The organism is Chitinophaga hostae, assembly GCF_018224885.1.
Lineage (GTDB): Bacteria > Bacteroidota > Bacteroidia > Chitinophagales > Chitinophagaceae > Chitinophaga > Chitinophaga hostae.
The window spans coordinates 17,792-41,047 of the sequence record NZ_JAGTXB010000001.1; the positions used below are offsets into that span (position 1 = coordinate 17,792).

Below are 23,256 nucleotides of genomic sequence, written 5' to 3' on the forward strand. Positions count from 1 at the left end.
TTGCTCATAGTTATTTTTTTTCCTGCACGATAATTTTGGAGAAAATTACCATTCATGCCTTACACTTCCGTTAAAGATGCCGCAGCACTTATACAGTCCGGCCACACCGTATTTATACATACCGCCGCCGCCACCCCAAGAGAACTGGTCAACGCCATGACTGTCCGCAGCCATGAATTGAAACAGGTGCGACTGGTAAGCATCCATACAGAATGGGAGGCGCCTTATGCGGAACCGGAGCATGTACACGCTTTCCAGGTAGACGCATTTTTTGTTGGCAAAAATATCCGTAAAGCGGTTAACGAAGGACGCGCCAACTATGTACCCATGTTTCTCAGCGAAATACCCCGTTATTTCCGCACCTGCGGGCAGCCCATCGATGTAGCGCTCATATCAGTATCGCCTCCGGATAAAAACGGCTACTGCACATTGGGAGTATCCTGCGATGTGAGCAAGGCAGCCGTAGATATGGCAAAGATCATTATTGCAGAAGTAAATCCCCGTATGCCGAGGGTATTGGGCGATGGCGTCATACATATTTCACGGATAAATGCCGCTGTAGAAGTAGACTACCCTATCTACGCACAAAAAATTAATCCTCCCAGCCATACAGAACTTTCCATAGGCAGGCATGTAGCCTCGCTGATCGATGACCGTGCCACGTTGCAGATGGGCATTGGCGGCATCCCTAATGCGGTGTTGCAATGTTTATCGAACCATAAAGATCTTGGTATTCACACCGAAATGTTTTCAGATGGTATTATCGACCTTGTGGAAACAGGTGTAATTACCGGCAAATACAAGGCGGTTCATCCCGGTCTGCTCATTTCCAGCTTTGCCATTGGCAGTCAGCGTTTATATGACTTTATGGATACCAACCTCATTATGCGGCTGATGGATGTGGAATACGTAAATAACCCTACTACCATCCGGAAAAATCCCCGTGTTACCGCGATCAACAGTGCGATAGAAATAGATATCTTCGGACAGGTATGTGCAGACTCTATCGGGTTCCGGCAATATAGCGGCGTGGGCGGGCAAATGGACTTTATGCGGGGAGCCGCGCTGTCGCAGGAAGGCAAACCTATTATCGCCATTCCATCAGTTACGTCTAAAGGCATTTCCCGCATTGTATCACGGCTGCAACCCGGCGCCAGCGTAGTTACCACCAGGGCGCATGTGCATTATGTAGTCACGGAATATGGGATTGCTTACCTGCTGGGAAAGAATTTAAAACAACGCGCACAGGCACTCATCAATATTGCACACCCGGATCACCGGGAACAATTGGAAAAAGACGCATTTGATATCTTCAAGGTGTTCTGATTTAATAACGGAGGCATGAAGCACATCGTACTCAGTTTATTTCTTTGTGCCTTTGTAACGGCAGTATCCGGGCAAATCACCCAGGATGCCACTAAACAATTACGGATATACGAAGACGATGATTTCTTTAATATCTGGGGCCGTGGTACCGACCGGGGTTACAGCAATGGCAGTGGCGCAAGTTATCTTTATATGAAAGAAAAGAAATCCGTTTTCCTTGATAAATGGATACTAGCCAAAGCCGGACCCAATGCCATTAACGTATATGAGTGGGGCCTGATGCAGGTGATGATTACGCCCAACCAGATTGCAGATTCCAGCTTTATACCCAGCGATTTTTACTATGCCGGCGCCTTGTTTGCCACCCATGGCCTTACTTCTTATAATCCGGAGAAAAAGTACAGTCTTCACTCAGAGTTTGTATTTGGCGTACTGGGCCCATGGGCGCTTGCGAAAGAAACACAAACATTTTTTCATCACCTGATCGGGTACCAGTCGCCCATGGGCTGGGAATACCAGGTACCGAATGCTCCGCTGATCAACTATAATTTCACCTATGAGCGAATGTTATGGGATCGTATCAAAAGCCTGGAAATATTGGGCAGTGTTAATATCAGGGCGGGTACTATGACATCCGGTATCAGTGCGTTGTCGTACATCCGGTTTGGTATTTTCAATCCTTATTTTGGTAACCGTAACCTGGCAACCGCTACCCGCAGGCGGTTTCAATTGTATGCAATAGCCCGGCCCCAATTCAGCTTCACGGCTTATAATGCGCTGCTGCAGGGGGGAATATTTAAGTCCCGTGATACCAACTTTGAACAGTTGGAAGGCAATCAGAAAACACATATGCGGCGCTTTTCCATTGGCATGGATTATGGGATAGCGATTGTGGTTAACCGCATGAGTCTCAGTTATACACAAAAAACACATACCGAGTGGATGAGCGGCACCGGGAAGCATTCGGTGGGAAACATTACCCTGTTAATACCCATCTCCCGTAAAACTATTATCAACAAATAATGTTATTTACCAAAAACATATCACCCATGCATTTCAAAATGATCCTGTTTGCTGCTGGTATCCTGGCATTATCCTGTAATGAAGGGAAAAAGACAGGCGGCGACGCCACGAACAATGACAACGATACCACGTTAACAGTACAGCCATCGTCCGACAGCCAACTGGAGGTAAAGCCCATATCCGGTTATTTCCTGAAGAATACCATTACGGTGAATGATAGTCTTACCTTCTGGATCATCGATAACCAGGCTTCGTTCGACAGCCTGTTTGGAGTGGCCAAAACCATGAGTAACACTATTGACAAGCCCGATTTCGGCACCCAGCTTGTAATTGCCGCCACAATGCCGCCTACTTATTACGGTACGCAGATACAGCTGGCATCCGCCACCTCCAACACGGAGAACAACAATGCAGCGCTGCATTTCGTGGCTGCCGGCAACCCGGAAAAGGGAAGTTCTTCCATTGTTCCTTTATGGCTGGGTGCAGTTCCCAAAACGGGTAAAAGCACTTTTCAGTTGTATACGGGAGATAATTTAACAAAAACCATTACGGCGCAACAATAGGCTGGCCAAAAATCTTCTCTATGGCCTGGTGCCGGTAGCTAAACAGGTTGTCCAGCTGTTGCTTTACAAACAGGCTATGCGCCAGTCTTCCCAGCCAGCCAAAGGGAAGGCGGTAGTGAACAATATCTGTCATTTTTACGCCACCGGCCACCAGCCGGAAATGGTGTTCATGATGCCAGATGCTGTAGGGTCCTACTCTTTGCTCATCAACAAAGTAAGAGAGATATTCCACATGGGTAATTTCTGTCATCCACTCCAGCGGTATTCCCAGCAGGGGCGCCACTGTATACGTAATTACCTGGCCCGGATATACCTGCCCGGTATAGGGAGGTGAGGTAACCGTAAAACGCATAAAGGCGGGTGTAATATGCAGCAGGTTGTCTGGCGTGGAAAAATAATTCCAGACCTCCTCCGGTGTTCCCGGGATAATCTGCGTACGCTGCAACAGGTAAATGCTGGCCATGAGGAATTAATTTTAAAGGAAGCCGGGAGGCAAAAAGCTCCCGGAGCGAAGATACAGGCGGAAGCCTTATAAATAGCAAAATTGCCCCTATCTTCGTCCCCGGAGCTTTTTGCTTTTTGCCTTTAGCTTTCTGCTTTATCTTCGTTATATGAATCAATTTTTCAGGAGCTGGTTATTCTGGCTGATGTTTATTATCGTTTCCATTTCATTTACGCGATGCGCCAACATAGTGCCGCCCAGCGGGGGGCCGAGAGATAGTTTACCTCCTGTTTTGATGCAGGTGACGCCACGGGATTCCACCCTTCATTTCCACAGCAAAAAGGTGTCGTTTATATTTGACGAATATGTAGAACTGGATAATGTGAACGATAAGCTCATTGTATCGCCGACCCTGAAACGGCCGCCTATCGTTACCGCCAAACTGCACACCGTTACCCTGGAAATAAAAGATACACTGGTACCCAATACCACTTACACGTTCAATTTTGCGGATGCCATCCGCGATATCAACGAACGGAATATCACACAGGACTTCCAGTATGTGGTATCTACCGGCGATTACCTGGATAGTTTGCAGGTAAGCGGTCACCTGATAGATGCGGAAAATGGCAAGGTAGACAGTAATGTGGCGGTGATGCTATACCGCGACCTGACGGACTCCATTGTTTCCAAGGAAAAGCCGGTGTATTACGCCAAAACCAAAGGTGATGGCTCTTTCCGGTTTAAAAATATTGCACCGGGCGCATATAAGATATTTGCACTGAAAGAGGAAGATCGTGACCTACAGTATAACCAGCCCACAGAGATGATTGCATTTGTAGAAGCTCCGGTGGTACTGACGGAAGCCAACCTGGCGGATGTGAACATGCTGTTGTTTATGGAAACCGACAGTACAATAAAAGCGCCACCAGAGCCGGTGGACTCTACCGATATTCAACAGGAAGAAGAAGATAAGAAAAAGAAGAAACTACCGAAATTAACCATTGCACCTTCTCTTGAAGGCGGTATGCAGGAATTACCGGCGCCGTTGAAAATCACTTTTGCGCTGCCACTGCGGAACCTGGACAGTAACCGGTTGATCCTGGCGGAAGACAGCGCTTATCACCCGGTGACCTTTACCAGCACGATGGATTCCACCAAAACGCAGCTCACCGTAGGTTATACCTGGAAAGAAGGCACTCCCTACCGGTTCATTATCCCTAAAGATGCGCCTACGGATACCGCAGGACAGCACCTGGCAAGAGCGGATACGATCAATTTCAGAACCAAGAAGGTAGCGGATTATGCCATTTTTGCCGTAACAGAACTGACTATCAGCGACAGTACCAGGTCGGCTATCAATGATACTGCCATGCACTATGTAGTACAACTGGTACAGGATAAAACCATTAAATACTCCGGTACCATTGTAAACGGCAAGTGGAACCAGCGCTTTATTACACCCGGCGAATATGAGATACGGGTATTACTGGACACCAATGGCAATGGCCGTTGGGATCGGGGCCGGTATTACAGCAAGCCGAAGAAACAGCCCGAGCGGGTGATCATCATTGAGAAGGTAAATCTCAAGGCTTACTGGACCGTGCCAAAGAAAATAAGCATTTAAATCACGACGGCGGAGGTAGCCTGCGCTTTCCCTCCGCTGCAATATTCCTAACTTTGCACTATGATATTTTCTTCTGCACTGATAGAAAACGCGGTAAATGAATTTGCGAAACTGCCGGGGATCGGAAAAAAAACGGCGCTGCGCCTGGTGTTGCACCTGTTAAAACAGGAAACAGCACAGGTAGAGCAGTTTGGAGAGGCGATTGCACGTATGCGGCAACAGATCCGGTTTTGCAATGTGTGTCACAATGTATCCGATGCCGAGGTATGCAGTATATGCAGCAGTCATTCGCGGCAAAAGCAGGTAGTATGCGTGGTGGAGAGCATCCGGGATGTAATGGCCATAGAGAACACCCAGCAATTCAATGGTTTATATCATGTGCTGGGGGGAATTATTTCTCCCATTGATGGTATTGGTCCGGATCAGTTGAATATACATTCGCTGGTGGAAAGGGTGCAGTACCAGGGTGTGGAGGAAGTGATTATGGCGGTAAGTCCAACCATTGAAGGAGATACTACCATCTATTATCTCTCTAAAAAACTAAAGGAATTCCCGGTAAAAATTACCACTATTGCCCGTGGTATTGCCTTTGGGGGTGAGCTGGAATATGCTGATGAGATGACGCTGGCCAGGTCTATCAGCAACAGGCTGCCACTGGAAAACTATGTACAGAATAAATAAGCATTACGAATCGGGAATTGGGAATTACGGATTTAGGAGGATACCAGGTTAATTCGTAACTCGTAATTCCCAATTCGTAATGCTTTAAAAAAAATACGGGTGCTCAATAGCACCCGTCTTCGTTTAACCTGTAATTCCACGTTATGAAAAGTTGTCAGACGGCATCCTTCAAAGGACCGTCCTGAAATATTGTATGATTGGTTTCTGATTCCTTTTCTGCCTGCAGCTCTTTCCACCGCTGCATTTCATATTTGTTCAGGAAACATACCTTGAAAACTTCCGGCTGCCGTTCATCATTCGATTGTGGCACTGGTTGCAAGCCCAGACTGGCCAGGTGTTTATGCAGGGTATGGATGTGTTCTGATATTGTCATGACTGACATAAATTTTGTTGTAATAAAATATTTGAGAAGAACTAATGACGAATCTCTTAATTGCAGCAGCAATTACAAGGAGTGCAGGCGGAGGTCTGGTGGGTGGCCATGGCCGGGTATACTACTATATTTCTATCATTTTGTTGCATTGCGTCTTTCTATTACTCCACAAATATAGTAGACTTTGTAGACTATTTCCAAATAAAAATATACAGTATAAACAAAATCTATACTAACAGGTATAAATATAGTTATTTAAAAAAATGAGATAGAACCTTTGCCCGGTCGTACGAAACCTTAACTCACAAAACAAGAAATTACCTGGGAAAAGGTTATATTTGTGGGGACTTTTACGGGGTAGATTTGTTTATTGTTCGACCCCGTTATCATTTTCCAAACGGTAACTAATAAACGCCTTCATTTATGAAATCTTTACAAGACTGCGCTAATGAGCGCATACTTATCATTGATGGTGCAATGGGCACCATGATACAACGCTATCAACTCCAGGAATCAGACTACAGGGGCACCCGCTTTGCTAACTATCCCAGTGATCTAAAAGGCAACAACGACCTCCTTAATCTTACGCAGCCACATATTATTGAAGCGATTCACAAGGAGTACCTGGAAGCAGGCGCTGACATTATTGAAACCAATACTTTCAGCAGTACTTCTATTGCTATGGCGGACTATGATATGCAGGAACTGGCCTATGAGCTGAACGTAGCTGCAGCTACCATTGCCAAAAAGGCAACAGCGGAGTATAATGCCAAAACCCCTGATAAACCGCGTTTTGTGGCAGGCGCCATTGGCCCCATGAATAAAACGCTGTCCCTGTCGCCTGACGTAAACAACCCCGGCTTCCGGTCCGTTTACTTCGACGAAGTGGCTACGGCCTACGAAGAGCAGATCCGTGGCTTGTCTGACGGTGGTGTGGACATACTCCTGATAGAAACCATCTTCGATACGCTGAACTGTAAAGCAGCCATATATGCCATCAAGAAATACTTCCGGGAATCAGGAAAGCCTGAACTGCCGGTAATGATTTCGGGTACCATTACAGATGCCTCCGGCAGAACCCTCAGCGGGCAAACGCTGGAAGCCTTTTACATCTCTGTAATGCATGCCAATCCTTTCTCTATTGGTTTAAACTGCGCATTAGGTGGTCAGCAGATGCGGCCTTATGTGGAAGAGCTTTCCAACATTGCCAGCTGCTATGTGAGCTGCTACCCTAACGCCGGGTTACCCAACGCCTTCGGGGAATATGATGAGGAACCGGAAGACACTGCCTGTATTATCGAAGACTTTGCCGCATCCGGCTTTGTTAACGTTGTAGGTGGTTGTTGCGGTACCACACCGGATCATATACGCCACATTGCATCCCATGTGAAACATATCAAACCACGCCTTAAACCTATATTGGCCGAAACACTGGCATAATTCAACCGGCAGGTTTCTATTTAAACACACCAACAGCAACAATGAGCGACACAATTATAAATACAGCTATTATCAGTGAACCGGTTACCAACGAAGAGCGCAGGGTGATTAAACCCTTTATGCGTTTGAGCGGCCTGGAGCCACTGGTGGTAAGACCTGAGACCAATTTTATTAACGTAGGGGAACGAACCAACGTTACCGGGTCCAAGAAATTTGCACGCCTGATCAGGGAAGGTCTTTATGAAGAAGCCCTGTCCGTTGCCCGCCAACAGGTGGAAAGCGGCGCACAGATCCTGGATGTAAACATGGACGATGCCCTGCTGGACGGAGAAGCGGCCATGTCGACCTTTCTGAACCTGCTGGCAGCAGAACCGGATATTTCCCGTATCCCGGTGATGATCGACTCCAGTAAGTTCTCCGTGATCGAATCCGGTCTGAAATGCGTACAGGGTAAATGTATTGTTAACTCTATCAGCTTAAAAGAAGGAGAAGCCAAATTCATTGAGCATGCACATATCTGCAAAAGCTATGGCGCAGCGGTAGTGGTAATGGCTTTTGATGAATACGGACAGGCAGATACCGAAGAAAAAAGAGTCAGCTTCAGCCACCGTGCCTATAAAATACTGACAGAAGTAGTGGGTTACGATCCCCAGGACATCATCTTCGACCCTAACATATTTGCCATTGCTACCGGTATTGAGGAGCATAACAATTACGCAGTAGAATTCATCAACGCTACCCGCCGTATTAAAGCCCTGATGCCATTGGCTAAAATAAGTGGCGGGGTGAGTAACGTATCGTTCTCGTTCAGGGGCAACGAAACTGTGCGGGAGGCCATGCACTCCGTATTCCTGTTCCACGCCATCAAAGCAGGCATGGATATGGGTATTGTGAATGCCGGCATGTTGCAGATCTATGACGACATAGAACCACAGCTCCGCGAACTATGTGAGGATGCCATACTAAACAGAAGGGAAGATGCTACCGAAAGGCTGATACAGTTTGCAGAAACCGTAAAGGCCAAAGGAAAGGTGGTGGAGAAAGACGAAACCTGGAGGCTGGGAACAGTGGAAGAGCGGTTAAGTCATGCCCTCGTAAACGGTATCACCGAATTTATTGATGCAGATACAGAAGAAGCGCGTCAGCAATATCCCCGCCCGCTGGACGTAATCGAAGGTCCGCTGATGGCCGGTATGAATATCGTGGGAGACCTGTTCGGCAGTGGTAAAATGTTTTTGCCCCAGGTAGTAAAGAGCGCCCGTGTAATGAAAAAGTCTGTGGCCATCCTTACTCCATATATTGAAGAAGAGAAACTGCGTATGCAGGCAGAATTTGGCGGAGACATCAAAGCCGCCGGTAAAATACTGCTGGCCACTGTAAAGGGCGACGTACACGATATTGGTAAAAACATTGTAGGTGTAGTACTGGCCTGCAATGGCTATGAAATTATTGACCTGGGTGTAATGGTACCGGCGGAAAAGATCCTGCAGACTGCCCGCCAGGAGAAGGTCGACATCATAGGGCTGAGTGGCCTGATTACCCCCAGCCTGGATGAAATGGTACATGTGGCCCGTGAATTGAAAAGACAGGACTTCGACATTCCGCTGATCATTGGCGGCGCTACTACCAGCCGTACCCATACCGCGGTAAAGATAGCCCAGGAATATGGTCATGGCGTAGTACATGTACTGGATGCGTCCCGTAGCGTTACCGTTACCGGCAGCCTGCTTAACAAAGCCCTGAAGCCCGACTTCCTGGCTGGTATACAGGCTGAATACTATAAACTGAATGAAGCATTTAAAAATAAAAAACAAACCAAACAGTTCCTCCCGATAGCCGAAGCGCAGGAAAACAAAACCCTTATCAACTGGGATACCTTTACACCGGTAAAACCTAAACAGACAGGGGTGATAAAATTTGAAAACTACGACCTGGGAGAAATCGCCCAATATATTGACTGGCAGCCCTTCTTCATTGCCTGGGAGCTTCACGGTAAATTCCCCCAGATCCTCACCGACGAAGTGGTAGGTGTGGAAGCCACCCGGCTCTTCAATGATGCCAAAGACCTGCTGAACAAAATTATTAAGGAGAAATGGCTGGGCGCCAACGCAGTGATAGGCCTCTACCCTGCCAGCCGCGTGGCTGCAGATTCTGTGAAGGTTACGCCTGAACAGGCTTCCATTGCGCCGGTGCAGCTGGAATTCCTCCGTCAACAGGTAAAGAAGGCGCCCGGACAGGCCAACTTCTCCCTGGCCGACTTCATAGCCCCCGCTGAAACCGGCAAAACCGACTACATTGGCGGCTTTGCAGTAACCACCGGTATTGGTATTGAAAAGTGGCTGGACAAATTCAAAGAAGAACATGATGATTATAACAGCATCATGCTGAAGGCTTTAGCTGACAGGCTCGCGGAAGCGTTTGCAGAACTGATGCACGAACGCGTGCGCAAAGAGTTCTGGGGATATGCCAGCGAAGAGCATCTGACCAATGAAGAACTCATTAAAGAAGAATATGCAGGTATACGTCCGGCGCCGGGTTACCCTGCCTGCCCTGACCATACTGAAAAATACAAACTGTTTGACCTGCTGAATGCAACGGAAAACACAGGTATTACGCTGACGGAATCGCTGGCGATGTACCCTGCTTCCAGCGTTAGTGGCTGGTATTTTGCTAACCCTGAGGGCAAATATTTTGGCCTGGGCAAAATAGAAAAAGACCAGGTAACAGATTACGCCGCCCGCAAAGGCTGGACAGTAGAAGAAGCAGAACAGTGGCTTCGCCCCAACCTGGAGTACGATATTTAAGCTGTTAGCGGTTAGCTTTTAGCTTTTAGTAAATGCAGCGGAGATAAAGGATTGCTGGATTTGAGTCCAAACGAAAGTAATATCCGGTTAACAATACGAAATAAATAAGATTAATGGCTATTGGCCATACCACGGTAGCGGAGAAGGGCGTGTAAACACCCTTCTCCGCTGCATTCACCTTAGGCCAATAGCTTAAAGTTAAAAGCTGTTTATGCGCATTATCTCTTACAATGTGAATGGTTTGCGTTCTGCTATGACCAAAGGATTCACTGAATGGTTACAATCAGATCCCGCAGATGTTATTTGTCTCCAGGAAATCAAAGCCCACCAGGAGAACGTCGATTTTCAGCAATTTGAGAAGCTCGGTTATGAGCATTACTGGTATCCTGCCCAAAAGAAAGGATATAGTGGAGTAGCTGTACTGACGCGTGTTAAGCCAGACTTTGTTCAGTATGGCAGCGGGCATGAGCAAAGCGACACAGAGGGGCGTTTTATACGCCTGGATTTCGGCGATATTACGCTGATCAATACCTACTTCCCCTCCGGAACCAGCGGGGATATCAGGCAAACCTATAAATACCAGTGGCTGGAGGAGTTTTTCATGTACCTGGCGGAGTTGCGGAAAACCCGCCCAAAGCTGGTAGTATGCGGCGATTACAATATTTGTCACAAGGCAATTGACATCCATGATCCGGTAAGCAATAAAAACTCGACCGGCTTTTTGCCCGAAGAACGGGCCTGGATGGACCGTTTCTTTGAAAGCGGCTTTGTAGACAGTTTCCGTCATTTTAATACAGACCCGCATCAGTACAGCTGGTGGAGCTTCCGGGCCAATGCCAGGAACAATAACAAGGGCTGGCGTATCGATTATATCAACGTAACGGAACCGCTGAAAGCCCGGCTTAAACATGCAACCATTTACCAGCAGGTAAAGCATTCTGACCACTGCCCGGTATTTGTGGAACTGGCAGAATAGCATTTATGAATAAGTCTATTTCCATATGATCATATACAATGTAACCACGAAAGTGGCCACAGACGTACACTTTCAGTGGCTTCAGTGGATGAGGGAATCGTATATTCCGGCCGTAATGGCTACGGGATTGTTTAGTGACTACCGTATGAGCCGGTTACTGGAGCAGGACGACGAAGACGGGCCCACCTATGTGGTACAGTATTTTGCCGATAGCCTGGAGCAGTATAATACGTTCTCAGAAAGGCACCAACAGGGCCTCCGGCAAAGCGGGCATGCGCTTTTCGGGGATCGGTTTATTGCCTTTAATACCGTTATGGAGGTGATTTAAGTAAGGGATCTTTACTAAACTTATCCACAGGAAATCCACTATTTTCGGGCTATCCGGACTTTGGTACAATACTTGGTTTAAAGCCGCGTTATTAGTAAAAAAACAGGCAAACATGCCACGGTGCAGGGTTTTACAAGATCCTGCTAAAGTTCGCCACTTTAGCATGGATAAAGACAATCAGCTGTAACCGTTACCAGTAGCGTTTTTCAGCCGATAAAATTTTCTATAAAAATCTTGTAAAAAATTTGGTAATCTGATAAAACGCGCTATATTTGCTCACATCAAACATTTTTTCACTAGTTAAATCTTACTAACTATGAACAAAGCCGAATTAATCGACAAGCTTGCTAAAGATGCAGCTATTACCAAAACCCAAGCTAACGAAGCTCTGGATTCTTTCACCAAAGCAGTTGCTGATACCCTGAAAAAAGGTGGCAAAGTAACTTTGGTTGGTTTCGGTACTTTCTCCGTTTCTAAACGTGCAGCACGTAACGGTAGAAACCCACAAACCGGTCAGATCATCAAGATCAAAGCTAAGAAAGTTGCTAAGTTCAAGGCTGGTAAAGCTTTATCCGACAAGCTCTAATCAGTTACCACAACTTATTCAAGCAAGGAACAATTATGTTTCTTGCTTTTTTTTTATATCAAACGGCCGGCACTACACTATTTCATCGAATTACGTTAATTTGCAGCCTGATAACATCATATTTAACAAACAACAAACTTCAAATTATTCGTTATGGGTAGAGGAGATATTAAAACCAAAAAAGGTAAGATCTTCAGCAAATCTTTCGGTAAAGTAAGATCTGCTAAAACAAGAAAAAATACTGCTGCAAAGGCTGCTGCTACTGCACCAAAAGGATAATACTTCAGCTATTAGCTGCCAGCTATTAGCCTTTAGCAAAAATGCTGCGAAGACGATATTAAAGGATCGTTTTCGCAGCATTTTTGCTAAAGGCTATTTCAATAATTATTTTCAGAAACCCATACAACCGGCTAAGGCATAACATATTTCATCGTTTTTATGCACGGCTTAATGCTGGCGGACACTATCAAAACGCCTACTCCGCTGCATTCTGCTAAAAGCTAACTGCTAATAGCTAACAGCTTTACGGCGCCAACCGCTCTATTTTCCAGCTTCCGGCGGGGGTAAGGGAATACAAAATCCGGTCATGTAAGCGGCTGCTTCTCCCCTGCCAGAATTCAATCACCTGAGGCTTCACTAAATAACCTCCCCAGTAATCAGGTCTTTGAGGCGCTGTATGCTGATATTTTGCTGTCAACTGGTCTACCTGTTCTTCCAGGAAAGATCGACCCGGAATAACCTTGCTTTGAGGTGAAGCGATGGCGCCGATTCTGCTGCCTAACGGACGACTGTTATAATATTCATTGCTGATACCTGCCGGCGCTTTGCTAACGGTGCCCTCTATACGAACCTGCCGCTCCAGCTCCCGCCAGAAGAACAACAATGTAACATGTGGGTTTTGTGCCAGCTCTTGTCCCTTGCGGCTTTCGTAGTTGGTAAAAAACAAAAAGCCTTCTTCATCAAAACTTTTAAGGAGTACAATCCTTGCGGAAGGATGCCCGTCTGGCGTGCTGGTAGCCAGTGTCATGGCATTGGCTTCATCTATTTCACTATGGATGGCGTCCTGCCACCATTTGTCAAACTGGGCCAATGGATAAGGGGCTATCTCACTTTCATCCAGGGAAGCCAGTTTATAATCTTTTCTTAAATCCGCTATTTTCTGGTTCAACATGGTCTGTTAATTTTATTGGTTCAAACGGGTCATCAAAGGTATGGAAGGATAATAGTAATTTTGATGTACCTGATATAAATCATACTATGAAAAGAGTTTCATTATTGGTATTGTTGATGACTGTAGCGTTACTGTCGTGTCATACAGGCAATAAAAGCGACAATAGTACTGCCGGCGGCACCGCCGGCCTTATTGTACCCCTGGTATCTACCCCGCTGTATTATACACAACTCAAGGGCAAACTGGCAGATAAGGATATTACCATGCAGCTGCTGAAAACCGCACCCAACCTGTTTCGTGGCTATTATTGTTATGATAGTATCGGTCAGCCTATCGCGCTGTGGGGAACGCTGGATTCCAACCTGGTAAACCTCAATGAAGAAACCGGTAACAATGCGGAAGACAGGCTGTTTAGTGGTTATCTTTCCGACGATGGAAAATTCAAAGGTGTATGGCACGGCAACGGCACCTCCTATCATTTTGAGTTTCATACTGACCTGAACAAGGCGGTACCGTTAAAAGTCTTCTTCCAGATTGATTCCGCCAAGCTGATTCCGTCTTTTCCAAAATCTCCTGTTGGTACCGTTTCCAGCAGTGTGATCTGGCCGGATTCACTAGTAGATTCAACGATTGCACAGTTTATTATTCAGCAGGTGACCGGCAGCTCACATTTTACGGATCCGCAACGCTATTTGAAAAGAGGTATCGACTCTTTTATCCTGAGTTACCGGGTGTCGGCCAAAGATGCCGACAGCAGTGAATTCAGTGATGCTTCAGCAGCAATGTCCTGGAACTGGACCACGGATAATGATATGAAGGTGGTATATAACACCTGGCCCTTGCTGGTGATAGAGCGTTATGCTTATGATTTTACGGGGGGAGCGCATGGCAACTGGGGCGCTACTTATAAAACACTGGATCTTTCAAAAAAGAGGGTACTGACACCAGACGATGTTTTCAAACCCGGTTATAAAGAAGCGCTGAGTACCTTGCTGGATAAGGCCTTCAAGGACAAGTATCACATGAGTGAGGAAGAAGCGCTGGATCAGAACCTGCTGGTAAAAACAATTCCACCGAATAATAATATGATTGTAACCGACAAGGGAGTGGCTTTCAGCTATGTGCCTTATGAAATAGGACCTTATGCGTTGGGGCAGGTAACATTGTTTATACCGATTGTGGCGTTGAAAGGATTGCTTAAATAGCAGAAAGGATAAAGCTGAAAGCAAAAAGCTATTGAGGCGAATGATTAAAGCAAAGGATGAATATCCACTTTAATCATTCGCCTCAATAGCTTTTTGCTTTCAGCTTTATCCTTTCTGCTTTATCCTTTTACCAAAGTACCTACATTTTTACCCATGATCACGTTCAGGAGGTTACCCTGGCGATTCATATCAAACACGATAATAGGCAGCTTATTTTCCTGGCAAAGGGTAAATGCTGTCATATCCATCACGTTGAGGGATTTTTGGTATACTTCAGAGAAAGTAATGGTTTCGAAGCGGGTGGCTGTTTTATCTTTTTCAGGATCGGCTGTATAGATACCATCTACACGGGTTCCTTTGAGGATAACATCGGCCTGAATTTCTATAGCGCGAAGGGAAGCGGCTGTATCGGTAGTAAAATATGGGTTACCGGTACCACCACCAAATATTACTACACGGCCTTTTTCCACGTGGCGGATAGCACGGCGGCGGATATAAGGTTCTGCGATCTGTTCCATTTTGATGGCAGACTGCAGGCGGGTGTAGAGTCCAACTTTTTCCAATCCGCTTTGCAGGGCCATGCCATTGATCACTGTTGCGAGCATGCCCATGTAATCTCCCTGTGCTCTTTCAATTCCGGTTTCGGCTTCGTTCATACCGCGGTAGATATTACCTCCGCCAATTACAACGGCTACCTGTACTCCGAGGTCGGTAACTGCCTTGATATCGTAGGCATATTGTGTTATCACCTTCGGATCAATACCATAATTTGCATCCCCCATGAGGGCCTCTCCGCTCAATTTGAGCAAAATACGCTTATACTTTGGCAACATGACGCTATAAAATATTGTAAGATTGTGATTTCCTAAACTTGGTTACGGTATTCTAATATACAACTTAAATGCAGAAAGGAGGAATGGAAGGAAAAAATGCCTTTTTATTGCCTGGGTCCTATGAAAAAAAGTGTATGATTAGTTATGCACAAAAAAAAGGAGAGAAACGAATTCTCTCCTTTTTTTCAATATGGTGGTATTAACCTAAAGCGATTCGCTTAAAGCCAGTCACTTTCAGGTCAGCATCTACTGATTTCAGGTAATCCGCTACGGACTTATTGTTGTCCTTAACGAAAGCCTGTTGCAGCAGGGTGCTTTCTTTGAAGAATTTATTTACTTTACCGGCAGCGATTTTTTCCGCCATTTCAGCAGGTTTGCCTTCCGCTTTCACCTGTTCAACTGCGATATCTTTTTCGCGTGCAATCACTTCAGCAGGAACGCCATCAGCATCAACAGCGATTGGGTTCATAGCAGCGATCTGCATAGCTACGTCTTTACCTACTTCTTCAGAAACAGGTTTAGAGAAAGCAACCAGTACACCCATACGGTAGTTACCGTGGATGTAAGAGGTTACCGCGCCAGCTTCAACGAATTCGAATTTATTGAGGGTGATTTTTTCACCGATTTTTGCTACCTGGTCGTTTACTTTATCTGCTACAGTAGCGCCATCGAGTGGAGCTGCGTTCAGATCTTCAACAGTTTTGATACCGCTGGAGAGTGCCAGATCAACGATAGCCTGTGCAAATTTTACGAAGTCTTCGTTTTTAGCAACGAAGTCAGTTTCACAACCCAGACCTACGATAACGCCGGATTTACCATCAGCTGCTGTTTTAGCGATAATAACGCCTTCTTTTGTTTCACGATCGGAGCGTAAAGCGGCCACTTTCTGACCTTTCTTACGCAGGTAGTCTACTGCTTGTTCAAAATCGCCATCACTTTCTACCAGTGCCTTTCTGCAATCCATCATACCAGCACCAGTTTGCTGACGCAGTTTATTTACATCAGCTGCTGTAATTGTTGCCATGAGCTATAATTAGTTTTATTGTTGTAAAAATTTATGACCAGCTTTTAGCTATTAGCCTTTAGCTTCTAGTAAGTGCGGTGAATAACAATAATGTTATTGCTGTTGCATTTACTAAAATCTAAAGGCTAATAGCTAAAGCTTAAAATAAAATTTATCTTCCGCCGCCTGGTTTTCTAGGGCCACCGCCGCCAGCGCCAGATGGACGACGTTGTCCGCCTGCTGCACCGCCGCCACGGTTACCACCTGCACCACCGCCACGGTTAGCACCGCCGCCCTGGCCACCAGGACCACGACCGCCGCCGCCACGGTTAGCACCACCAGGACCGCCTTGACCGCGTCCACCGGGAGCACCTGGTTTGCGACCTCTTTCACGATCTTCACCGCCTTCTACTTCGAATTTGCGTGCCTTATCGTCTGCTTCTTCTTCTTCCTCAACTTCTTCAGATTTCTCTGTAGCTCTTTCAGACAGACCTTCAGCGATCGCTGCGCAAATGTAGCTGGTAACGATAGCGATAGATTTGGTAGCGTCATCGTTTGCCGGGATAGCGAAATCTACTTTAGTAGGATCGGAGTTGGTATCAACCATACCGAAAGTAGAGATACCGAGACGTTTAGCTTCTGCCAGTGCAATGTGTTCGTGGCTGATATCAACCATAAACAATGCAGCTGGTACACGTGCCAGTTGGGCAATACCACCCAGCACTTTCTCCATTTTCTCTTTATCGCGGCTTAAAGTAAGACGTTCTTTCTTTGTGATGTTGTCGAATGTTCCATCCTGCAGCATTTTTTCAATGCTCTGCATTTTCTTCACACTCTTACGGATAGTAGAGAAGTTGGTGAGCATACCACCTAACCATCTTTCAGTAACGAAAGGCATGTTGATGTTACGCGCAGCATCTGCTACGATTTCTTTCGCTTGCTTTTTAGTAGCAACGAACATGATCTTTTTACCGCTTTTAGCGATAGATTTCAGGGCAGCTGCTGCTTCCTGTAATCCTTCTACGGTTTTGTTCAGATCAATGATATGAATACCTTTCTTTTCTGCGAAAATATAAGGCAGCATCTTGGGATTCCACTTTTTCTTCAGGTGACCGAAGTGAACACCTGCCTCCAGTAACTGCTGCTGCAATGAGGTATTATTTTCCATGTTTATATTACTCAATTAAAAGGATCAAATAATGTTTAGCTTTTAGCATCCGGCGAATTAGCCAGTAGCTAATAGCCAATAGCTCAAAAATATTAGCGTTTAGAGAACTGGAAGCTTCTTCTTGCTTTCGCTTTACCTGGTTTCTTACGTTCAACTCCACGTGGATCACGTTTCAGCAGACCAGCGGCTTTCAGTGCGGGACGGAACTCAATGTTCACTTCGCAAAGTGCGCGGGCAATACCGAGCTTAATTGCTTCTGCCTGACCTTTGATACCACCGCCCTGTGCGTTTACTTTCACATCAAATTTATCGAGCGCATCGATAGTTTTGAAAGGCAGCTCCACCTGGTTCTGCAGGTAGATCAAAGAAAAGTAGTTTTTATAATCTTTGTCGTTAACAGTAATGTTACCGGTACCCTTGTTGATGTAAACACGGGCAACAGCTTCCTTACGACGACCTATTGTATTTTTTTGCTTTTCCATGTATCAGAGAAAAATTAGAAAGTTAAAGGTTGTGGTTTCTGCGCAGCATGAGGATGTTCAGCACCAGCATATACAAATAATTTTTTGTACATCGCACGGCCCAGGCGGTTTTTAGGCAACATACCTTTAACAGCCTTTTCGATCAACACCTCAGGACGGCGACGGATCAGGTCCTTAGCCAACTCGATTCTCTGACCACCGGGGAAACCAGTGTAGTGCATATATTCTTTTTCCTGCATTTTGTTGCCGGTTAAAGCAATCTTTTCTGCATTGATTACGATGATATAATCACCACAATCAGTATGAGGCGTATAGTAAGGTTTGTTTTTACCTCTTAAGATAGCAGCCATTTTCGCAGCAACTCTTCCGAGTGTCAGGTTGGTAGCATCTACTATATGCCAGTCACGCTTTACGTAAGCGTCGTTAGCCGATTTAGTTCTGAAACTTAATGTATTCATTGTTGTATACGATAAAAATTACGTCTTGTAAACAATTCCTCATTATGAGGAGTGCAAAGGTACATTGCCGAATCTTAATAACCATACATTTTGGGCACTTTTTTATAAGATACCTTTACAATCAATTGATTTTCAATAAAAAATTTGAATAAAAGTTATTAACAACAAATGAAAGGCTGTTAATATTATGAATATTTATTTAATAAAAGAGGGCTTCCCGGTGATGGGAAGCCCTGTAAAGACTTATTATATTAAGAATAATTAGTATCCGGGATTCTGGGTGAGCTTGGTATTGACGTCAGTTTCGCGTTGTGGAATTGGAAGTACCAGCTTGTTGTCAGTATAGGTAAATGCACCTACACTTTTTTTCAACCGTTTATACGTCCACAGTTTGTCACCTTCGAATGCCAGTTCCCGTATGCGCTCCGCTACCGCGATATCTGCAGTAACAGCTGCGAGCGCGGTTGCATGTGACCTTTCTCTTACGAGGTTTATATCATCCAATGGCTCTGCCCCTACAGTAGTGCCTGCCCGCAAATTAGACTCTGCACGGGTCAGGTACATCTCCGCCAGACGCACCACGGGAATGACCTTATATTGCTCTTTCCATTTACCTGTATAGAAACCATCATCAACAGCCAGCCCGTAATTCTCATAGAAGAAACTTCCGCGAACATCATCCGGCTCGTATGCAGGTATTTTATCCAGATCAATAATGATATCCCCTCTACTTCCAAAATCATATCCCGCATAAAATGTTTGCAACCCATTATTTACGGTGCCGGCATTACTTTGATTTGTTTGCTGAATAGCGAAAATATCTTCTGAAGAATTCAATCCGTTATTAAAAGCCTTGTCAAATGTTGAGGTTAAAGCAAAGGCATCACTTTTAATAACTTCGTTTGCGGCAATTGCAGCTTTATCATAAAGCCCTTCAGCCATATACACCCTGGAAAGAATTGCATATGCCGCATATTTATTCGCTCTTCCCTTTTCGTTTGTTTCACCAAGATTCGTTGTGGCAAATACTAAATCTGCTACAATCTGCTTATGAACAGCATCTACTGTGGCTCTTGGCTGATATCCTTTTTGCAGATCTTCCTGGGCAATAATAGGATCCAGAATAAGTGGTATTGCCAGATTAGTTGTTACAGCACCAGCGGAATAAGGTTTCCCAAAAAGGTTACAAAGATTGAAATACATCAGTCCTCTGACAAATTTCGCTTCTGCCTCTATTGCGGTTTTATTGTCTTTAGATACGAGGTTGAGATTACTCAACACAATATTTACGTTATTAATGGTCTTGAACCCTCTTTGCCAAATACCTTCCGCAATAGCGCTCGTTTTTAGCTGTGCCTTATCCTGATATTGTCTATATGTTAAAAATGTTCCTTCGAAGGAGAGCTCTCCTTCATCAGATAATAACTCAGGAATCAGTATAGCACGCTCACCGTAGGCATCATAGTGCTGTAAATTACTGTAGGCGCCTAATAATTCAGCCCGAACATCGCTTTCAGTTTTTACCTGATCCGGTACAATATAGGATCCTGGTGCAACCTCCAACTTTTTATTACAGGCAGGCAACCCTACAGCGGAAACCGCCAGCAGGCAAAGGGTTATATATCTTTTATATGATTTCATCATTTGCATGTTTAAGGTTAAAATTTAACATTCAGTCCCAATGTAATTTGCTTTGCCTGAGGTACTGTATAATAGTCTATACCACCTGCAATATTCCCCATCACGTCTGAATTAATTTCAGGATCTCCATTATACTTAGTTTTAGTCCATAAGTTGTAGCCCGCTACATACACACGCAGTCCAGAGATCTTCAGCGTATTGATTACGCTCTTTGGTAATGAATAACCCAATGTAAGGGATTTCAAGCGAATATAAGAGCCATCAAAGAGCCAACGGCTGGAGTTATCTGAAGCTCCATCAGAGTAATAACGGGACAAACGCGGAACATTGGTAATATCCCCTGGTTTCTGCCATCTGTTCAATACATCCCTTAACTGATTATCATAACCGGAAGCAAATCCATTATCCTGATAAATAGCTGCGCGATTATAGATATCGTTACCTTGAACAAAGGAAAAGAACACGCTCAGATCAAATCCATATCCGGAGAATGTGTTTGTAAAACCACCTGTCCAATCTGGCGTAGATTTACCCACTACCATTCTTTCTGCCTGGGAAAAGTCTGCATTAGGTTTACCGCTGCCATCGATATATAAAGCATTACCGGTTTGTGGATCTACCCCTGCAAATTTAGCCATATAAAAAACGCCGATTGGCTGACCTTCTACTGCTCTTTGTTCACCACTAGTAGATTCAATAATCTGCCCTTTGATATCCTTCACCCTGTTCTTATTATAAGCAAGGTTAAGTGAAGTATTCCATTTGAAATGGCGAGTATCTATGTTAACACTGTTCAACATGATTTCCACACCTTTATTTTCCATATTACCAATGTTCAGGTATTGGAAATCGTAACCGGTTGTGTAAGGAAGATTAGCCTGGAGCAGGAGGTCGGAAGTTTGTTTATTATAGTAGTCCACCTCTCCGCTCAGTCGATTGTTAAATAACCCAAACTCGAGCCCAACATCAAATTGCTTTGTTTTCTCCCATTTCAAATCCGGGTTTCCCATTTGTCTTGGGCGATAGCCCGGTAACAAGGGGTAAGCAGTTGGCTCCAACAGAGTAAGGTACCTGTTCTCGCCAATTTCGGCGTTACCGGTAGTACCATAGCTCACGCGAAACTTCAGGAAATTCAGGGTTTTATTATCTTTCAGGAAGCCTTCTTCAGAAGCAACCCAACCCAATGATCCTGCCGGGAACGCACCATATCGCTTATTAGGTCCAAAGCGGGATGAACCATCCCCACGCAAACTTACGGAGGCCAAGTATTTGCCCTTATACGCGTAGTTAGCTCTGCCGAAATAAGAAAGGAATGTATAACGCTGTGCAGTAGAATTACCGAAGGTAATAGAAGCCGCTGCTACCAGCTTTTTGATGATATCGGAAGGAAACAATTCACCTGAAACCTGTGTGGTGGAGAAATCGTCCTGCAGATAACTCATACCAGCTGTAGCACTAAATAAATGATCTGCACCGAGGTTTGGTGTAAATGTAAAATAGTTATTTGTATTCAATGCCACATCCTGTGTATAATTGGATAATCCACCGCCCTTACCAAAGGCGTCAGATGATTGTACACCTATAAATTGATCTTCGGTAAGACTGGAAATATCTGCACCCAATTCTGAACGGAATGATAATGTAGGTAATATTTTATAGTTCAAAAACACATTACCTAGCGTGCGGAAAGTTACTTGCCTATTGGAATTAAACTGCGCATCAAATAATCCGTTCGGATAAAGTGTATTATTATTAATAGCACCGGTTGAATCGTACAATGGTGACAATGGGGATTGTGCTACCAACTGACTCGGTGTTGAAAAGGTATTGTCATTGCTTATGCGATCCAGCTGTGAGCGGCTTACGTTTACATTCATACCAAATGACACCTTATCGGTTGCTGCATGTTCCAGATTCAGTCGACCACCATAACGTACAAACTTGTTATTGATAACGACCGCTTCCTGATTGTTATAAAATCCGGAAACATAGAATTTAGTTTTGTCAGTTCCACCCGTAGCAGATAAATCCAACTGCTGGGAATGGGCAGTATTTCTGAAAGAAGCATCTTCCCAATTAGTACTGTATCCTAAATTGTTAAAATCTTTTCCGAGTGTCAGTGAGGTGAATTCGTCTTCTACGCGCTTCTTAAAATAGGCAATAGATGCCGCCTCCGTGGGAAAAGGGAATCTTGGATCCTTAGTTGCAAATGCAGTTTTCCCATCATTCACAGCCCTTTCTTCAAGTAATGTGACATATTCCTTGGCATTAAGGAAACCTCTTTTCTGTGTTGGCTTTCCCCAACCAGCATTGGCATTCAGCTCCAGTCTGGTTTTCTCTCCCGACTTACCCTTTTTAGTGGTGATCAGAATTACACCGTTTGAGGCCCGCGCACCATAAATTGCTGCAGCAGATGCGTCTTTCAGTACTTCAATAGATTCAATATCGTTCGGATTAATATCCGCCATAGGGTTGGTGGGGTCGTTATTAACATCCGTATTGCTGGTAGAGTTTACCGGCATACCATCTACCACGTATAATGGTTGGCTGCTCGCAGAAATAGAGGAGGTACCGCGAATACGTACTTTGATCCCCTGTCCTACCTTACCGCTACCGGATTCTATCACCACACCGGGAGTTTTACCCTGTATAGCTGATTCGAAGCTCACTACTGGTTGGTTCTCTATTTCCTTGGCGGAAATTTTACTTACCGCTCCGGTCAGGTCCCGTTTATTCTGGGTACCATAACCTACTACCACCACTTCGGAAAGGTCTTTATTTCCGGTGCTGAGTATTACGTTGATTGTTTTCTGATTACCGATCACTATTTCCTGATCGCTATAACCTACAAAAGAAAATATAATAGAAGTTCCTTCGGCAGGCACATCCAGTTTATAAGTTCCATCGGGGGTGGTTACTGTACCGGCATTGGTACCCTTTACTTTCACTGTAACGCCTGGCAGGCTGCTACCGTCTTTCTGGTCTGTAACCCTACCAGAAATTTGTTTTGACTGGGCATATGACATAGTGCATAGGAACAGCAACATGCCCATCAACGAGTAGAATCGCAACATGGTTCTTAGTTTAGATTTTGAGTTATTATTGAACAGCAGTTTGACACAAATT

22 protein-coding genes are annotated in these 23,256 nt (G+C 45.0%); 12 read left to right on the forward strand and 10 right to left on the reverse strand.

What is annotated here, in order from left to right; translation table 11 throughout:
• Window positions 1–54 precede the first annotated feature (54 nt).
• Genes KE626_RS00090 through KE626_RS00100 form a run of 3 tightly spaced genes read left to right on the forward strand, consistent with a single transcriptional unit; the run spans window position 55 to window position 2,912 of the window.
• Window positions 55–1,326, forward strand: a complete 1,272-nt coding sequence (locus KE626_RS00090) for an acetyl-CoA hydrolase/transferase family protein (protein ID WP_211970704.1) — start codon at window positions 55–57, stop codon at window positions 1,324–1,326.
• A 15-nt stretch (window positions 1,327–1,341) separates the two neighbouring features.
• Window positions 1,342–2,349, forward strand: coding sequence for a lipid A deacylase LpxR family protein (locus KE626_RS00095; RefSeq protein WP_211970705.1), 1,008 nt, complete (start codon window positions 1,342–1,344; stop codon window positions 2,347–2,349).
• 26 nt (window positions 2,350–2,375) lie between these two features.
• The gene (locus KE626_RS00100; RefSeq protein WP_211970706.1) at window positions 2,376–2,912 is read left to right on the forward strand and encodes a hypothetical protein; all 537 of its coding nucleotides are present in this window, start codon (window positions 2,376–2,378) and stop codon (window positions 2,910–2,912) included.
• Here KE626_RS00100 and KE626_RS00105 read toward each other — a convergent pair.
• A complete protein-coding gene (locus KE626_RS00105; protein WP_211970707.1) occupies window positions 2,896–3,375 on the reverse strand; it encodes an SRPBCC family protein in 480 nt (159 codons plus the stop codon). The two genes, KE626_RS00100 and KE626_RS00105, sit on opposite strands and share 17 nt — an antisense overlap.
• Before the next feature lie 148 nt (window positions 3,376–3,523).
• On the opposite strand from KE626_RS00105, the gene KE626_RS00110 reads away from it, so the two are divergent.
• Window positions 3,524–4,981, forward strand: a complete 1,458-nt coding sequence (locus tag KE626_RS00110; protein WP_211970708.1) for an Ig-like domain-containing protein — start codon at window positions 3,524–3,526, stop codon at window positions 4,979–4,981.
• A 60-nt stretch (window positions 4,982–5,041) separates the two neighbouring features.
• Entirely contained in the window at window positions 5,042–5,662 is a 621-nt protein-coding gene (gene recR, locus KE626_RS00115) for a recombination mediator RecR (RefSeq protein ID WP_211970710.1), read from the forward strand.
• Window positions 5,663–5,816: 154 nt separating this feature from the next.
• Here recR and KE626_RS00120 read toward each other — a convergent pair whose 3' ends face one another.
• On the reverse strand, window positions 5,817–6,035 hold the full coding sequence (locus tag KE626_RS00120; RefSeq protein ID WP_211970711.1) for a hypothetical protein: 219 nt from the start codon (window positions 6,033–6,035) through the stop codon (window positions 5,817–5,819).
• Between the two features lie 423 nt (window positions 6,036–6,458).
• On the opposite strand from KE626_RS00120, the gene KE626_RS00125 reads away from it, so the two are divergent.
• The 6 genes from KE626_RS00125 to KE626_RS00150 all read left to right on the forward strand — a co-directional run bounded on the left by KE626_RS00125 (window position 6,459) and on the right by KE626_RS00150 (window position 12,448).
• Window positions 6,459–7,475 (forward strand): homocysteine S-methyltransferase family protein, encoded by a 1,017-nt coding sequence (locus tag KE626_RS00125; protein ID WP_211970712.1) that lies wholly within the window; start codon window positions 6,459–6,461, stop codon window positions 7,473–7,475.
• 41 nt (window positions 7,476–7,516) lie between these two features.
• Window positions 7,517–10,279, forward strand: coding sequence for a methionine synthase (gene metH, locus KE626_RS00130; protein ID WP_211970713.1), 2,763 nt, complete (start codon window positions 7,517–7,519; stop codon window positions 10,277–10,279).
• A gap of 211 nt (window positions 10,280–10,490) precedes the next feature.
• Window positions 10,491–11,255 (forward strand): exodeoxyribonuclease III, encoded by a 765-nt coding sequence (locus KE626_RS00135; protein WP_211970714.1) that lies wholly within the window; start codon window positions 10,491–10,493, stop codon window positions 11,253–11,255.
• A gap of 25 nt (window positions 11,256–11,280) precedes the next feature.
• Window positions 11,281–11,583 carry a DUF4286 family protein gene (locus KE626_RS00140; RefSeq protein WP_211970715.1) on the forward strand — a complete coding sequence of 101 codons (303 nt, stop codon included), beginning with the start codon at window positions 11,281–11,283 and terminating at the stop codon, window positions 11,581–11,583.
• A gap of 316 nt (window positions 11,584–11,899) precedes the next feature.
• Window positions 11,900–12,169 carry an HU family DNA-binding protein gene (locus KE626_RS00145; protein WP_029465307.1) on the forward strand — a complete coding sequence of 90 codons (270 nt, stop codon included), beginning with the start codon at window positions 11,900–11,902 and terminating at the stop codon, window positions 12,167–12,169.
• A 153-nt stretch (window positions 12,170–12,322) separates the two neighbouring features.
• Entirely contained in the window at window positions 12,323–12,448 is a 126-nt protein-coding gene (locus KE626_RS00150) for a 30S ribosomal protein THX (RefSeq protein WP_211970716.1), read from the forward strand.
• Window positions 12,449–12,692: 244 nt separating this feature from the next.
• Here KE626_RS00150 and pdxH read toward each other — a convergent pair whose 3' ends face one another.
• Complete coding sequence (pdxH, locus tag KE626_RS00155; protein WP_211970717.1) at window positions 12,693–13,340, reverse strand: pyridoxamine 5'-phosphate oxidase; 648 nt, start codon at window positions 13,338–13,340, stop codon at window positions 12,693–12,695.
• Window positions 13,341–13,426: 86 nt separating this feature from the next.
• On the opposite strand from pdxH, the gene KE626_RS00160 reads away from it, so the two are divergent.
• The gene (locus KE626_RS00160; protein ID WP_211970718.1) at window positions 13,427–14,545 is read left to right on the forward strand and encodes a DUF3298 and DUF4163 domain-containing protein; all 1,119 of its coding nucleotides are present in this window, start codon (window positions 13,427–13,429) and stop codon (window positions 14,543–14,545) included.
• A 119-nt stretch (window positions 14,546–14,664) separates the two neighbouring features.
• On the opposite strand, the gene pyrH is transcribed toward KE626_RS00160, so the two are convergent.
• The 7 genes from pyrH to KE626_RS00195 all read right to left on the reverse strand — a co-directional run bounded on the left by pyrH (window position 14,665) and on the right by KE626_RS00195 (window position 23,204).
• Window positions 14,665–15,378, reverse strand: a complete 714-nt coding sequence (gene pyrH / locus KE626_RS00165; RefSeq protein ID WP_211970719.1) for a UMP kinase — start codon at window positions 15,376–15,378, stop codon at window positions 14,665–14,667.
• Between the two features lie 199 nt (window positions 15,379–15,577).
• Window positions 15,578–16,402, reverse strand: a complete 825-nt coding sequence (tsf, locus tag KE626_RS00170; RefSeq protein WP_211970720.1) for a translation elongation factor Ts — start codon at window positions 16,400–16,402, stop codon at window positions 15,578–15,580.
• Window positions 16,403–16,553: 151 nt separating this feature from the next.
• Window positions 16,554–17,549: a 30S ribosomal protein S2 gene (gene rpsB, locus KE626_RS00175; protein WP_211970722.1), complete on the reverse strand. Its 996-nt coding sequence runs from the start codon at window positions 17,547–17,549 to the stop codon at window positions 16,554–16,556.
• 92 nt (window positions 17,550–17,641) lie between these two features.
• A complete protein-coding gene (rpsI, locus tag KE626_RS00180; RefSeq protein ID WP_089890120.1) occupies window positions 17,642–18,031 on the reverse strand; it encodes a 30S ribosomal protein S9 in 390 nt (129 codons plus the stop codon).
• A gap of 14 nt (window positions 18,032–18,045) precedes the next feature.
• Window positions 18,046–18,489: a 50S ribosomal protein L13 gene (gene rplM / locus KE626_RS00185; protein WP_079471351.1), complete on the reverse strand. Its 444-nt coding sequence runs from the start codon at window positions 18,487–18,489 to the stop codon at window positions 18,046–18,048.
• Window positions 18,490–18,750: 261 nt separating this feature from the next.
• On the reverse strand, window positions 18,751–20,139 hold the full coding sequence (locus KE626_RS00190) for a RagB/SusD family nutrient uptake outer membrane protein (protein WP_211970724.1): 1,389 nt from the start codon (window positions 20,137–20,139) through the stop codon (window positions 18,751–18,753).
• An 8-nt stretch (window positions 20,140–20,147) separates the two neighbouring features.
• Window positions 20,148–23,204 (reverse strand): SusC/RagA family TonB-linked outer membrane protein, encoded by a 3,057-nt coding sequence (locus tag KE626_RS00195; RefSeq protein WP_211970726.1) that lies wholly within the window; start codon window positions 23,202–23,204, stop codon window positions 20,148–20,150.
• Window positions 23,205–23,256: the final 52 nt, after the last annotated feature.

What these genes read in the sequence shown, in the direction of transcription:
- KE626_RS00090 (WP_211970704.1), top strand. Translation starts at nt 55, where the DNA reads ATGCCTTACACTTCCGTTAAAGATGCCGCAGCACTTATACAGTCCGGC.
- KE626_RS00095 (WP_211970705.1), top strand. Translation starts at nt 1,342, where the DNA reads ATGAAGCACATCGTACTCAGTTTATTTCTTTGTGCCTTTGTAACGGCA.
- KE626_RS00100 (WP_211970706.1), top strand. Translation starts at nt 2,376, where the DNA reads ATGCATTTCAAAATGATCCTGTTTGCTGCTGGTATCCTGGCATTATCC.
- KE626_RS00105 (WP_211970707.1), bottom strand. Translation starts at nt 3,375, where the DNA reads ATGGCCAGCATTTACCTGTTGCAGCGTACGCAGATTATCCCGGGAACA.
- KE626_RS00110 (WP_211970708.1), top strand. Translation starts at nt 3,524, where the DNA reads ATGAATCAATTTTTCAGGAGCTGGTTATTCTGGCTGATGTTTATTATC.
- recR (WP_211970710.1), top strand. Translation starts at nt 5,042, where the DNA reads ATGATATTTTCTTCTGCACTGATAGAAAACGCGGTAAATGAATTTGCG.
- KE626_RS00120 (WP_211970711.1), bottom strand. Translation starts at nt 6,035, where the DNA reads ATGACAATATCAGAACACATCCATACCCTGCATAAACACCTGGCCAGT.
- KE626_RS00125 (WP_211970712.1), top strand. Translation starts at nt 6,459, where the DNA reads ATGAAATCTTTACAAGACTGCGCTAATGAGCGCATACTTATCATTGAT.
- metH (WP_211970713.1), top strand. Translation starts at nt 7,517, where the DNA reads ATGAGCGACACAATTATAAATACAGCTATTATCAGTGAACCGGTTACC.
- KE626_RS00135 (WP_211970714.1), top strand. Translation starts at nt 10,491, where the DNA reads ATGCGCATTATCTCTTACAATGTGAATGGTTTGCGTTCTGCTATGACC.
- KE626_RS00140 (WP_211970715.1), top strand. Translation starts at nt 11,281, where the DNA reads ATGATCATATACAATGTAACCACGAAAGTGGCCACAGACGTACACTTT.
- KE626_RS00145 (WP_029465307.1), top strand. Translation starts at nt 11,900, where the DNA reads ATGAACAAAGCCGAATTAATCGACAAGCTTGCTAAAGATGCAGCTATT.
- KE626_RS00150 (WP_211970716.1), top strand. Translation starts at nt 12,323, where the DNA reads ATGGGTAGAGGAGATATTAAAACCAAAAAAGGTAAGATCTTCAGCAAA.
- pdxH (WP_211970717.1), bottom strand. Translation starts at nt 13,340, where the DNA reads ATGTTGAACCAGAAAATAGCGGATTTAAGAAAAGATTATAAACTGGCT.
- KE626_RS00160 (WP_211970718.1), top strand. Translation starts at nt 13,427, where the DNA reads ATGAAAAGAGTTTCATTATTGGTATTGTTGATGACTGTAGCGTTACTG.
- pyrH (WP_211970719.1), bottom strand. Translation starts at nt 15,378, where the DNA reads ATGTTGCCAAAGTATAAGCGTATTTTGCTCAAATTGAGCGGAGAGGCC.
- tsf (WP_211970720.1), bottom strand. Translation starts at nt 16,402, where the DNA reads ATGGCAACAATTACAGCAGCTGATGTAAATAAACTGCGTCAGCAAACT.
- rpsB (WP_211970722.1), bottom strand. Translation starts at nt 17,549, where the DNA reads ATGGAAAATAATACCTCATTGCAGCAGCAGTTACTGGAGGCAGGTGTT.
- rpsI (WP_089890120.1), bottom strand. Translation starts at nt 18,031, where the DNA reads ATGGAAAAGCAAAAAAATACAATAGGTCGTCGTAAGGAAGCTGTTGCC.
- rplM (WP_079471351.1), bottom strand. Translation starts at nt 18,489, where the DNA reads ATGAATACATTAAGTTTCAGAACTAAATCGGCTAACGACGCTTACGTA.
- KE626_RS00190 (WP_211970724.1), bottom strand. Translation starts at nt 20,139, where the DNA reads ATGCAAATGATGAAATCATATAAAAGATATATAACCCTTTGCCTGCTG.
- KE626_RS00195 (WP_211970726.1), bottom strand. Translation starts at nt 23,204, where the DNA reads ATGTTGCGATTCTACTCGTTGATGGGCATGTTGCTGTTCCTATGCACT.